Source organism: Type-C symbiont of Plautia stali (genome assembly GCF_059730935.1).
This window is the reverse complement of the sequence record NZ_AP035923.1, coordinates 3527371-3539337: the sequence shown is the minus strand read 5'-3', so window position 1 is coordinate 3539337 and position 11967 is coordinate 3527371. Positions and strand designations below refer to the sequence as shown.

The 11967-nt window shown below is 57.4% G+C and carries 10 protein-coding genes; 6 read left to right on the top strand and 4 right to left on the bottom strand.

The genetic code is table 11. The annotated features are described in order from the left end of the window. Positions 1 to 222 precede the first annotated feature (222 nt). Positions 223 to 2499: a TonB-dependent siderophore receptor gene (locus AC6I7J_RS16750; protein ID WP_498006220.1), complete on the top strand. Its 2277-nt coding sequence runs from the start codon at positions 223 to 225 to the stop codon at positions 2497 to 2499. 6 nt (positions 2500 to 2505) lie between these two features. Here AC6I7J_RS16750 and pmrB read toward each other — a convergent pair whose 3' ends face one another. From pmrB to dacB, 3 genes are read right to left on the bottom strand one after another with little or no spacing between them, the layout of a single operon-like run. Then, complete coding sequence (gene pmrB, locus AC6I7J_RS16745; protein WP_058774882.1) at positions 2506 to 3567, bottom strand: two-component system sensor histidine kinase PmrB; 1062 nt, start codon at positions 3565 to 3567, stop codon at positions 2506 to 2508. Further along, entirely contained in the window at positions 3564 to 4226 is a 663-nt protein-coding gene (pmrA, locus tag AC6I7J_RS16740; RefSeq protein ID WP_021507711.1) for a two-component system response regulator PmrA, read from the bottom strand. Before pmrA ends, pmrB begins: the two co-directional genes overlap by 4 nt. Then, positions 4226 to 5659 (bottom strand): serine-type D-Ala-D-Ala carboxypeptidase, encoded by a 1434-nt coding sequence (gene dacB, locus AC6I7J_RS16735; RefSeq protein WP_031279733.1) that lies wholly within the window; start codon positions 5657 to 5659, stop codon positions 4226 to 4228. The genes pmrA and dacB overlap by 1 nt, the downstream gene beginning before the upstream one ends. A 248-nt stretch (positions 5660 to 5907) precedes the next feature. Here dacB and greA point away from each other — a divergent pair, with 248 nt between their 5' ends. After that, positions 5908 to 6384 (top strand): transcription elongation factor GreA, encoded by a 477-nt coding sequence (greA, locus tag AC6I7J_RS16730; protein ID WP_021507709.1) that lies wholly within the window; start codon positions 5908 to 5910, stop codon positions 6382 to 6384. Between the two features lie 128 nt (positions 6385 to 6512). Here greA and yhbY read toward each other — a convergent pair whose 3' ends face one another. Continuing rightward, a complete protein-coding gene (yhbY, locus tag AC6I7J_RS16725; protein ID WP_010617345.1) occupies positions 6513 to 6806 on the bottom strand; it encodes a ribosome assembly RNA-binding protein YhbY in 294 nt (97 codons plus the stop codon). 126 nt (positions 6807 to 6932) lie between these two features. On the opposite strand from yhbY, the gene rlmE reads away from it, so the two are divergent. The 4 genes from rlmE (at position 6933) to glmM (ending at position 11923) form a co-directional block, all read left to right on the top strand. Continuing rightward, positions 6933 to 7562: a 23S rRNA (uridine(2552)-2'-O)-methyltransferase RlmE gene (gene rlmE, locus AC6I7J_RS16720; RefSeq protein WP_021507708.1), complete on the top strand. Its 630-nt coding sequence runs from the start codon at positions 6933 to 6935 to the stop codon at positions 7560 to 7562. Between the two features lie 174 nt (positions 7563 to 7736). Continuing rightward, positions 7737 to 9665, top strand: a complete 1929-nt coding sequence (gene ftsH, locus AC6I7J_RS16715; protein WP_021507707.1) for an ATP-dependent zinc metalloprotease FtsH — start codon at positions 7737 to 7739, stop codon at positions 9663 to 9665. An 85-nt stretch (positions 9666 to 9750) separates the two neighbouring features. Then, entirely contained in the window at positions 9751 to 10584 is an 834-nt protein-coding gene (folP, locus tag AC6I7J_RS16710; RefSeq protein ID WP_021507706.1) for a dihydropteroate synthase, read from the top strand. 4 nt (positions 10585 to 10588) lie between these two features. Then, positions 10589 to 11923: a phosphoglucosamine mutase gene (gene glmM, locus AC6I7J_RS16705; protein ID WP_021507705.1), complete on the top strand. Its 1335-nt coding sequence runs from the start codon at positions 10589 to 10591 to the stop codon at positions 11921 to 11923. Positions 11924 to 11967: the final 44 nt, after the last annotated feature.

The following is an 11967-nucleotide window of genomic DNA, read 5'->3' as shown; positions in this document are numbered from 1 at the left end:
GGATTGATAAATAATACTATTGATAATTATTTGCATTTGCAATAGGGTGACTGCGCTCAAAATGAGCACGCACGTTCCGTCTGGCACCCGGTAAGTCATGGGATTCAGCAAAGGATGGCCCTGCCAGGTGTGAACGGCTGCGCGATAAAGACAGGGATCTTCTCACCGGCTCGCCAGTCACTCCGCTGTGGCGCAGAACTGGCCTTCCAGGAATGAAAAAAAATGAAGCATTACTCGCGGTTAACCTTCGCTATTTTGATCGAACTGGGGCTCAGCGCCTCACTGCTTTCCGGCAGCGCCTGGGCAGCAGAGACTTCCAGCAAGACGATTTCCAGCAACGCCTCTTCTCCCGACGCCAGCGCAATGGACGGTGGCACCTTAATGGTGACTGCCCAGCAGCAGACGCTGCAGGCACCGGGGGTTTCCACCATCACCGCCGATGAGATCAAAAAGCATCCGCCGGCGCGCGATGTCTCAGAAATTATCCGTACCATGCCGGGGGTTAACCTGACCGGTAACTCGACCAGCGGCCAGCGCGGCAACAACCGTCAGATCGATATTCGCGGCATGGGACCGGAAAATACCCTGATCATGGTGGACGGCATGCCGATCACCAGCCGTAACTCAGTGCGTCTCGGCTGGCGCGGTGAGCGTGATACGCGCGGCGATACTAACTGGGTGCCGCCGGAGATGATTGATCACATCGACGTGATTCGCGGGCCGGCCGCGGTGCGCTACGGTAACGGCGCGGCGGGCGGTGTAGTGAACATCATCACCAAAAAGTACAGCGATCAGCAGTGGCACGGTTCGTGGAATACCTACTTCAACGCGCCGGAACACAAATCGGAAGGGGCGACCAAACGCACCAACTTCAGCCTTGAAGGGCCGCTGGGCGACGACTTCAACTTCCGGCTGTATGGCGGTTTAGCCAAAACCCAGGCCGACGCATACGACATCAATGAAGGACATGCGGCAGCGCGCACCGGCAGCTATGCCGGCAGCTACCCGGCAGGCCGCGAAGGCTCGGTAAACAAAGACATCAATGCGTTGCTGAGCTGGGCGTTTGCCCCCATGCAGACGCTGGAGCTGCAGGCCGGTTACAGTCGTCAGGGCAACCTGTACGCGGGCGATACGCAGAACACCAACACTAACGCGCTGGTGAAGAGCCTGTACGGCGATGAAACCAACCGTCTGTATCGCCAGAATATTTCACTGAAATGGACCGGCGCGTGGGATAACGGCATCAGCACCAGCAGCTGGGCGCGCTACGAGAAAACCCGCAATACGCGCATTAATGAAGGTCTGGCGGGCGGCACGGAAGGGATCTTCTCCAACAGCGGGTTCAATACCATTCAGCTGGACGATGTGCTGCTGCACAGTGAAATCAGCCTGCCGTTTGAGCTGGGCGTCAATCAGACCGCGACGCTGGGCACCGAGTGGAACCAGCAGCGCATGAAAGATCCTTCGTCGACCACCCAGGCTGCCAGCAACGGCGCTGTGCCAGGCATCACCAGCACCGGCCGCAGTCCTTATGCCCAGGCGGAGATTTTCTCCCTGTTTGCCGAAGACAACATGGAGCTGACCGACAGCACCATGCTGACGCCGGCGCTGCGCTTCGATCATCACTCCATCGTTGGCAACAACTGGAGCCCGTCGCTTAACCTGTCACAGGGGCTGGGCGATGACTTCACGCTGAAGATGGGGATTGGCCGGGCCTATAAAGCGCCGAGTCTGTACCAGACGAACCCGAACTACCTGCTGTACAGCAACGGCCAGGGCTGCGCCGCCAGCACCGGCGCCTGCTATTTGCAGGGTAATCCGGATCTGAAAGCGGAAAACAGCATCAATAAAGAAGTTGGGCTGGAGTGGAAGCATGAAGGTTATCAGGCCGGTCTGACCTGGTTCCGTAACGACTACCGTAACAAGATTGAAGCCGGCTATGCGCCTTCAGCTAAAGCCTCTAACGGCACCACGGATATCTATCGCTGGGAGAACGTGCCGAAAGCAGTGGTGGAAGGGCTGGAAGGTACGGTCAATGTTCCTTTCTCTGACAGCGTGATGTGGAATAACAACTTCACCTACATGCTGCAGAGCAAGAACAAGGAGACCGGCGATCGTCTGTCGATCATTCCGGAGTATACGCTGAACTCGACGCTAAGCTGGCAGGCAACGCAGGATCTGTCGCTGCAAACCACCCTGACGTGGTACGGCACCCAGACGCCGAAGAAGTACGACTACAAAGGACAGCCGGTGACCGGCAGCGCCACCGACAAAGTGAGCCCGTACTCGATTATCGGCCTGAGCGGTACTTACGATATTAATAAGTACGCCAGCGTGACGCTGGGCATCGATAACCTGTTCGATAAGCGCCACTTCCGTGAGGGCAATGCGCAAACCACCGGTAATGCTACCACCGGCGCTTATCTCTACGGTGCCGGTGCCAATACCTATAACGAATCAGGCCGTACTTACTATATGAGCCTCAACACCCACTTCTGATGGCGTTCAGCCAATCAGTTGCGTTGGCAAACAGCAGCGGGCGACCAGTCCGCTGCTGTCTTCGCGGTTGACCAGTTCCAGTTTGCCGCGATGCATCTGCACAATACGCAGCACAATATTCAGGCCCAGACCGCTGCCGCCATAGCGTTGATCGCGCCGCCGGAACGCCTGCGTCAGCTCTTCTGCCGCATCGGCATCAATACCCGGCCCCTGATCCCACACTTCAACCCAGACCTGCTGTTGCACCTGACGCAGCTTCACCTGCACGCTGCTGCCTTCCGGACTGTAGCGCGATGCGTTCTCCAGCAAATTGCGCAGCATCAGGCGCAGCAGCACCGCTTCACCCTGCTGTGGCACATCGTCGCCGTCTGGCCAGTGCAGCGTCTGCTGACGCTGAGCATACAGTTCAGCCATCTCCGGCATTAGCGGCTGCATGATGTCACGCTGCCACTGCAGCTGCTGATAGTGGCCGCCCGCCAGCGCCTGACCGGCGCGCGACAGCATCAGCAGCTGTTCGACGGTGTGCATCAGCTGGTCGATACGCTCAATCAGCATGGCGCTTTGCGGCACCTGCTGCTGATGCAGAAGCTCGAGATGCAGGCGCAGCCCGGCCAGCGGCGTACGCAGCTCGTGCGCGGCGTCGGCGGTGAATAATCGCTCCTGCTGCAGCGTGTGGTCGAGACGGGAAAACAGCTGGTTGATGGAGGAGGTGACCGCAACGATCTCATCCATCTCGGAGTAAATCGGCAGCGGCGTCAGGTTGTCGGCAGAGCGGTGGGCAAGGCTGTCCTGTAACGATTTGAGCGGACGGATAATCCAGTTGATGGCCCAGAACGACAGCAGCAGCGTCAGGCTTACCATCACCAGCGAAGGCAGCAACAGCGAAGCGATGGCCTCACGGATCTCATTCTCCACGCGATCGTTACGCGCCTGGGCCGACAGGGTTTCGTTGACGAGGAAACTGATCTGTTCGCGGCTTTCGTGCCACAGCCAGATGGCACTCATCACCTGGCAGGTGAGGAGAATCAGCGCCAGCATAATCAGTAACCGCTGACGCATGCTGTTCATTCGCGCAATTCCAGCCGGTAGCCAACGCCGCGCACGGTTTTGATGCGATCTTTCCCCAGCTTGCGGCGCAGATTATGAATGTGAACTTCTAAAGTGTTGGAGCCGGGATCGTCGTTCCAGCTGTAGAGATCCTGCTGCAGCGTTTCGCGATGCACATTCTGCCCCACGCGCATCAGCAGGCGGGTGAGCAGGGCGAACTCTTTGGGGGTGATCTCCAGCGGCAGATTTTCCAGCAGCACCTGCTGCGAGCTGAGATTGAGCGTCAGATCGCCCTGCTGCAGCAGGTTGTCGCTGTGCCCCTGATAACGGCGGATCAGCGCGCGCACCCGCGCCTGCAGTTCTGCCAGCGCAAACGGCTTGACCAGGTAATCATCGGCACCGGCGTCCAGCCCGTCGACGCGATCCTCCAGCGCATCGCGCGCGGTCAGGATCAGCACCGGCACCGCGATGCCGTCGCGCCGCCACTGGCGCAGCAGCGTGGCGCCATCGCGATCCGGCAGGCCGAGATCCAGCACGATCAGGCTGTACTGGCTGCTGCGCAGCAGGGCGTTGCTTTCCGCCGCGCTGCCAGCGCAATCCACGGCGTAGCCCTCGCTGCTCAGCGCCTGCGCCAGCCCCGATTGTAGTAACGCATCATCTTCAACGATCAACAGTTTCATTAGTTGTTCTTGTTAATGTCGGTATAGAGGCGGCTCTCAAAGCGCACCAGCGGAATCCGCCGTGTTTTCTGGTCTTCCGGCGGTACCGCATAGCCAGAGAGGAACTGGACAAAGGCCACGCGCGCACCGCTCGACGTGGTGATGAACCCAGCCAGATTATAGACGCCCTGCAGCGAACCGGTTTTTGCCGACACTTTGCCATCCAGCCCCGCTTCGTGCAGACCGCCGCGATACTGCAGCGTGCCGTCATAACCTGCCAGCGGCAGCATCGAAATATAATTCAGCGTGGCGTCATTTTTGGCGATGAACTGCAGCACCTGCATCATGGTATCCGGCGCGATCAGGTCGTGACGCGACAGGCCGGAACCATCCACCTGAATACTGTTGCCGAGGTCGACGCCAGCTTTTTCACGCAGCACACGCCTGACCGCATCCGAACCGGCGCGGAAGGTGCCCGGCACGTTAAAGTAGTGATGGCCGATGGTGCGGAACACGGTATCAGCGATCATGTTGTCTGACTTTTTCAGCATGGTGTGCAGCAGGTTGTGCAGCGGTGCGGACTGCGTTGAGGCCAGCACCGTGCCCGGTGATGTCACCTGCGTCTGGCGCACTAAATGGCCGCTGTAATCAATATCGGCGTCGCGCAGCTGCGCTTTAAGGATCTCGCCGGCCCACGCGGCGCCATCCTGCACGGCAAACGCCAGGGGTAGCGGTTCCGCACGCTGGCGCATACAGCCGGTCAGCGTGTAGCGATTGAGCTCGCCGGGCACCACGTCGAGCTCGCAATACTGCCCGTCACCGCTGTTGCGTCCGATCGTCCGCACCTGACTGAACATGTGCGCCGGATAGTAAGAGGCGATGCGCACAAAGGCGTTTTCGCCGGGCGTATTGGCACTGTAGAGCGAAACCGAGAAGCAGTTTTTATCAACAATCGCCGCACCTGGCGGGGCGCTGAAGCACTGTGTCAGATCGTTCCACGGCCAGCCTGGCGCCATATCGTGACTGGCGAACACCGAGGTGTCGATCACCAGATTGCCTTTGATATGGTTGATGCCCTGCTTTTTCAGCGCCGCCACCATATTGCGCAGATCCTGGCGGCTGAGCGTCGGATCGCCGGCAAAGCGCGCCACCAGGTCGCCGTTTAAGGTGCCATCGCTGACCGCGCCTTTGGTCTCCAGCGTGGTCTGAAAACGGAAGTCCGGACCCAGCTCCAGCAGTGCCGCCAGCGCGGTGATCACTTTCATGGTACTGGCCGGCAACGCCATCTGTTTGCCGTGATAGTCGATTATCGGGGTGGATGCGCCCACTTTTTGTACCATCAGCGCCAGGTTTGCGCCGTCTGGCAAATACTGCATGTATTCTTCAACGGGTGCTGCTTGTGCCTGCAGCATAAACGCACAGGTTAATCCGGTAACAAGTCGTGAAAATCGCATAATCTCGCGGTAACTGACGGGTGAAGGCGTCAATACTATGTCCCCGGACGGTGCAAAGTAAACAATGACCCACAGGGAACTCTGGGGTAAAATACGTATCAAAATGCAAAACCGATACCTGACCCGGAAAGCTTTCCGGGTCAGGATTCTTTTGCTTGTGAAAAGAGGTTACGCGCCGCAGAAGCCGATCTTCTGCTGTCACCGGTCAGGATGACGCCGTTAACCAGGATAGATGACGAGGAGCCAAAATGAATCAGATTCCGATGACGTTGAAAGGCGCTGAGAAGCTGCGTGAAGAGCTGAACGAACTGAAAACCGTTAAGCGTCCGCGCATCATCGCCTCTATCGCCGAAGCCCGTGAGCACGGCGATCTGAAAGAGAATGCCGAATACCACGCCGCGCGCGAAGAACAGGGGTTCTGCGAAGGGCGTATTCAGGAGATCGAAGCCAAGCTCTCCAATGCACAGGTGATTGACGTGACCGCCATGCCGAAAACCGGCCGCGTGATTTTTGGCGCCACCGTCACCGTGCTGAATGTCGATACCGATGAAGAGTTTACTTACCGGATTGTCGGTGATGACGAAGCGGACTTTAAACAGAACCTGATTTCCGTGAATTCGCCGATGGCGCGCGGTCTGGTGGGCAAAGAGGCGGATGACGTGGCTATTGTTAAAACCCCAGGCGGCGATGTGGAATATGAAGTGCTGAAAGTGGAATACATCTAAGATATTGCTACGCTTTGAAATGCGCAGCTGCATATTGTAAAGAAAGGAAAAAGGCCGCGCTGCGGCCTTTTATCCCATGCAGGAGCATGGCACTTTCTCTGCCCGTCGGACGAGCCGTAACGGTACGCTTAACGTGGCAGAGTAATTTTGCGCTCTTTGGCAGGGCGATACAGCACCAGCACGTTGCCGATGACCTGAACGTTGTTTGCCTTAGTTTCACGCACGATAGCGTCCACGATCAGCTGCTTGGTTTCACGATCTTCCGAGGCAATTTTTACCTTGATCAATTCGTGATGTTCGAGCGCCTGTTCGATCTCGGCGAGCACGCCTTCAGTCAGGCCATTGCCGCCCAGCATGACCACGGGCTTCAGTGGATGGGCAAGGCCTTTCAGGTGCTGTTTTTGTTTGGTACTCAGATTCATCGTATTTTTTGCTTACTCAGGGATTGAAAACGGTTCATTCTACCGCCATCTCGGGTATATCGCCAAATCAACGCGACCCATTGCGTGCTGATTTATCGCTACGATGACGATTTAACTGGAAATATTATGACGGGTAAAAAGCGTTCGGCCAGTTCCAGTCGCTGGCTTCAGGAACACTTTAGCGATAAATATGTGCAACAGGCACAGAAAAAAGGGTTGCGCTCGCGCGCCTGGTTTAAACTGGATGAAATTCAGCAGGGTGACAAGCTGTTCAAACCCGGTATGACCGTGGTTGACCTGGGCGCTGCGCCCGGCGGCTGGTCGCAATATGTGGTACAACAGATTGGTTCGGGTGGCCGTATTATTGCCTGCGATCTGCTGCCGATGGATCCCATCGTTGGCGTTGACTTCCTGCAGGGCGATTTTCGCGACGAAGCGGTGTTGAAAGCGTTACTGGAGCGCGTGGGCGACCAGAAAGTGCAGGTGGTGATGTCGGACATGGCGCCGAACATGAGCGGTACGCCTGCGGTCGATATCCCGCGTTCCATGTATTTAGTTGAACTGGCGTTAGAAATGTGTCGGGATGTACTGGCACCTGGCGGCAGTTTTGTAGTGAAAGTGTTTCAGGGAGATGGCTTCGATGAATACCTGCGGGAAATTCGCTCCCTGTTTACGAAAGTGAAAATTCGTAAGCCGGACGCTTCGCGATCACGTTCGCGCGAAGTGTACATTGTGGCGACAGGGCGCAAACTGTAGCCCTCCATACCGGAATCAAAGCAAGGCGAAACGGCGTTTATTCTGATGCGTAATTCTGAGTTTCAGGCTAAACAGGCAAAATCATCAGCGCCGCGATTCCAGGTATGAAGGATATATAGTACCCTACGCTGTCTGTTAACACCGTTGTAATATGAGGTTAATCCCTTGAGTGACATGGCGAAAAACCTGATTCTCTGGTTAGTCATCGCGGTCGTGCTGATGTCAGTATTCCAGAGCTTTGGGCCCAGCGAGTCGAATGGCCGTAGGGTTGATTATTCAACCTTCCTGTCGGAAGTGAACCAGGATCAGGTCCGCGAGGCACGTATTAACGGGCGTGAGATCAACGTAACCAAAAAAGACAGTAATAAATACACGACCTACATTCCTGTCAACGATCCCAAGTTACTCGATAACCTGTTGACCAAAAACGTCAAAGTTGTGGGTGAACCACCAGAAGAGCCGAGCCTGCTGGCTTCCATCTTCATCTCCTGGTTCCCGATGCTGCTACTGATTGGCGTGTGGATCTTCTTTATGCGGCAGATGCAGGGCGGCGGCGGCAAGGGCGCGATGTCCTTCGGCAAGAGCAAAGCCCGTATGCTGACCGAAGACCAGATCAAAACCACCTTTGCTGACGTTGCGGGTTGCGACGAAGCAAAAGAAGAGGTGGGTGAGCTGGTGGAATACCTGCGTGAGCCGAGCCGCTTCCAGAAGCTGGGCGGTAAAATCCCGAAAGGCGTGCTGATGGTGGGCCCTCCGGGTACCGGTAAAACGCTGCTGGCGAAAGCGATTGCCGGCGAAGCGAAAGTACCGTTCTTCACGATTTCCGGTTCTGACTTCGTAGAAATGTTCGTCGGTGTCGGTGCATCACGTGTGCGCGACATGTTTGAGCAGGCGAAGAAAGCGGCACCGTGCATCATCTTTATCGATGAGATCGATGCGGTGGGTCGTCAGCGTGGCGCCGGTTTAGGCGGTGGTCACGACGAACGTGAGCAGACGCTGAACCAGATGCTGGTTGAGATGGATGGCTTCGAAGGCAATGAAGGCATCATCGTCATCGCCGCGACTAACCGTCCGGACGTACTGGACCCGGCGCTGCTGCGTCCAGGCCGTTTTGACCGCCAGGTGGTGGTAGGTCTGCCAGACGTGCGCGGCCGTGAACAGATTCTGAAAGTGCATATGCGTCGCGTGCCGCTGGCAACCGACATTGATGCAGCGATTATCGCACGTGGTACGCCGGGCTTCTCCGGTGCGGACCTGGCGAACCTGGTCAACGAAGCGGCGCTGTTCGCTGCGCGTGGCAACAAGCGCGTGGTGTCGATGGTCGAGTTCGAGAAAGCGAAAGACAAAATCATGATGGGTGCGGAACGTCGCTCCATGGTGATGACGGAAGCGCAGAAAGAATCCACCGCGTATCACGAAGCGGGCCATGCGATTATTGGTCGCCTGGTGCCGGAACACGATCCGGTGCATAAAGTGACGATTATCCCGCGCGGCCGTGCGCTGGGTGTGACCTTCTTCCTGCCTGAAGGCGACGCGATCAGCGCCAGCCGTCAGAAGCTGGAGAGCCAGATTTCAACGCTGTACGGCGGTCGTCTGGCAGAAGAGATCATCTACGGGGCGGAACACGTTTCTACCGGTGCTTCAAACGACATCAAAGTGGCGACCAACCTGGCGCGCAACATGGTGACGCAGTGGGGCTTCTCGGAAAAACTCGGTCCGCTGCTGTATGCGGAAGAGGACGGTGAAGTGTTCCTCGGCCGTTCAGTGGCGAAAGCCAAACACATGTCGGACGAAACGGCCCGCATCATCGACCAGGAAGTTAAACACCTGATCGACAGCAACTACCAGCGTGCACGCCGTATTCTGGGTGAGAACATGGACATCCTTCACGCGATGAAAGACGCGCTGATGAAGTATGAAACCATTGACGCACCGCAGATCGACGACCTGATGGCGCGCCGCGAAGTGCGTCCGCCAGCAGGCTGGGAAGATCCAGGCAGCAACAACTCTGACAGCAACGGTACGCCAAAGGCGCCACGTCCGGTTGATGAACCGCGTACGCCAAACCCAGGCAACACCATGTCAGAACAGTTCGACAAGTAACAGGCCTGTTCCTAAGCAAAAACCCCGGCTGGTCCGGGGTTTTTTACATTCCACAATCCAGTGATTCCTCAGGGAGATTTTCGCCATGAAGTTGTACGCCCGTGATACCCATCTCGATCTGTCGTTTCCCCATGTGATGGGAATTTTAAATGTCACGCCGGACTCCTTTTCTGATGGCGGAACGCACAACACGCTGGTCGACGCGCTCACGCACACCAACGAGATGGTGAATGCCGGTGCCACGATTATCGATGTGGGCGGCGAATCAACCCGTCCCGGTGCCGATGAAGTCTCAGTGGAAGAGGAACTGGCGCGGGTGATCCCGGTGGTGGAAGCCATTGCGCAGCGCTTTGAAGTGTGGATTTCGGTGGATACGTCAAAAGCAGAAGTGATTCGCGAAGCCGCGCGAGTGGGCGCTCACATCATCAACGATATCCGCTCGCTGTCCGAGCCGGGTGCGTTACAGGCCGCCGCAGATACTGGTCTGCCGGTATGCCTGATGCACATGCAGGGCGAACCGCGCACCATGCAGCAGGCACCTGAATATCAGCATATCGTAAGCGAAGTGGACGCTTACTTCGCTGCGCAGATTGCGCGCTGTGAAGCGGCCGGCATTAAAAAAGAGCGTCTGCTGCTCGACCCGGGCTTCGGTTTCGGTAAGAATCTCAGCCACAATTATGAGCTGCTGGCGCATCTCAGTGATTTTCACCATCACGGTCTGCCGCTGCTGGTGGGCATGTCGCGTAAGTCGATGATTGGCCAGCTGTTAAACGTCGGCCCGGCACAGCGTCTGACCGGCAGCCTGAGCTGCGCGGTGATCGCCGCCATGCAGGGCGCGCAGATTATTCGCGTGCATGACGTTAAAGAAACTGTCGAAGCGATGCGCATCGTCGAGGCGACACGGAGAGCAAAAGGATAAAGGCATGAGCGATCGTAAATATTTCGGTACGGATGGGATTCGCGGCAAAGTGGGTGAAGCGCCCATTACCCCGGACTTTGTGTTGAAGCTGGGTTTTGCTGCCGGCAAAGTGCTGGCCCGTTCCGGCTCGCGCAAGGTATTAATTGGTAAAGATACCCGTATTTCCGGCTACATGCTGGAATCGGCGCTGGAAGCCGGTCTGGCGGCTGCCGGGCTGTCTGCGGCTTTCACCGGCCCGATGCCTACGCCGGCCATTGCCTACCTGACGCGCACCTTCCGCGCCGAGGCGGGCATCGTGATCTCCGCGTCGCACAACCCGTTTGACGACAACGGCATCAAATTCTTCTCTGCCGAAGGCACCAAACTGCCCGACGACGTCGAAGCCGCCATTGAGCTGGAGCTGGAGAAGCCGCTGACCTGCGTCGAGTCCGCTGAGCTGGGCCGTGCCAGCCGTATCGTCGATGCCGCCGGGCGCTACATCGAGTTCTGCAAAGGCACTTTCCCCAGCGAGCTGAGCCTGAACGGGCTGAAGATCGTGGTGGACTGTGCCAACGGCGCGACCTATCACATTGCGCCGAATGTGCTGCGTGAACTGGGTGCGAAGGTGATTGCGATTGGCGTGCAGCCGGACGGCATGAACATCAACAAAGAGTGCGGCGCTACCGATTTGCGTCAGCTGCAGCAGCGCGTGCTGGATGAAAAAGCCGATCTCGGCCTGGCCTATGACGGCGACGGCGACCGCATCATGATGGTGGATCATCTTGGACAGAAGGTGGATGGCGACCAGATTCTCTACATCATTGCGCGTGAAGCGCTGCGTCAGGGCCAGCTGCGTGGCGGCGTGGTCGGCACGCTGATGAGCAACATGGGGCTGGAGCTGGCGCTGAAACAGCTGGGGATTCCATTTACCCGCGCCAAAGTGGGTGACCGCTACGTGCTGGAAAAAATGCAGGAGAAGGGCTGGCGCATGGGCGCGGAGAACTCCGGCCACGTGATCCTGCTGGATAAAATCAGCACCGGTGACGGCATCGTAGCAAGTTTGCAAGTACTTACTGCGATTGTGCGCAACCACATGAGTCTGCACGATCTGTGCAGCGGCATGAAGATGCTACCACAGGTGCTGGTGAATGTGCGTTTCAGCGGCAGCCACGATCCGCTGGAGAGCGACAGCGTCAAAGCGGCTGCCGCAGAGGTGGAAAAAACGCTGGCCGGGCGCGGGCGCGTGCTGTTGCGTAAATCCGGCACCGAGCCGCTGATTCGCGTGATGGTGGAAGGCGAGGATGAGGCGCAGGTAACCGAACTGGCGCACAAAATTGCCGATGCGGTAAAAGCGGTTTAACCGCGTTACGGGCGGTCAGTTTGCTGCTTTCCGCCTGTAAAATC

Bases quoted from the DNA above. Each gene is read 5' to 3' on its own strand.
- AC6I7J_RS16750 (WP_498006220.1), top strand. From the start codon at position 223: ATGAAGCATTACTCGCGGTTAACCTTCGCTATTTTGATCGAACTGGGG.
- pmrB (WP_058774882.1), bottom strand. From the start codon at position 3,567: ATGAACAGCATGCGTCAGCGGTTACTGATTATGCTGGCGCTGATTCTC.
- pmrA (WP_021507711.1), bottom strand. From the start codon at position 4,226: ATGAAACTGTTGATCGTTGAAGATGATGCGTTACTACAATCGGGGCTG.
- dacB (WP_031279733.1), bottom strand. From the start codon at position 5,659: ATGCGATTTTCACGACTTGTTACCGGATTAACCTGTGCGTTTATGCTG.
- greA (WP_021507709.1), top strand. From the start codon at position 5,908: ATGAATCAGATTCCGATGACGTTGAAAGGCGCTGAGAAGCTGCGTGAA.
- yhbY (WP_010617345.1), bottom strand. From the start codon at position 6,806: ATGAATCTGAGTACCAAACAAAAACAGCACCTGAAAGGCCTTGCCCAT.
- rlmE (WP_021507708.1), top strand. From the start codon at position 6,933: ATGACGGGTAAAAAGCGTTCGGCCAGTTCCAGTCGCTGGCTTCAGGAA.
- ftsH (WP_021507707.1), top strand. From the start codon at position 7,737: ATGGCGAAAAACCTGATTCTCTGGTTAGTCATCGCGGTCGTGCTGATG.
- folP (WP_021507706.1), top strand. From the start codon at position 9,751: ATGAAGTTGTACGCCCGTGATACCCATCTCGATCTGTCGTTTCCCCAT.
- glmM (WP_021507705.1), top strand. From the start codon at position 10,589: ATGAGCGATCGTAAATATTTCGGTACGGATGGGATTCGCGGCAAAGTG.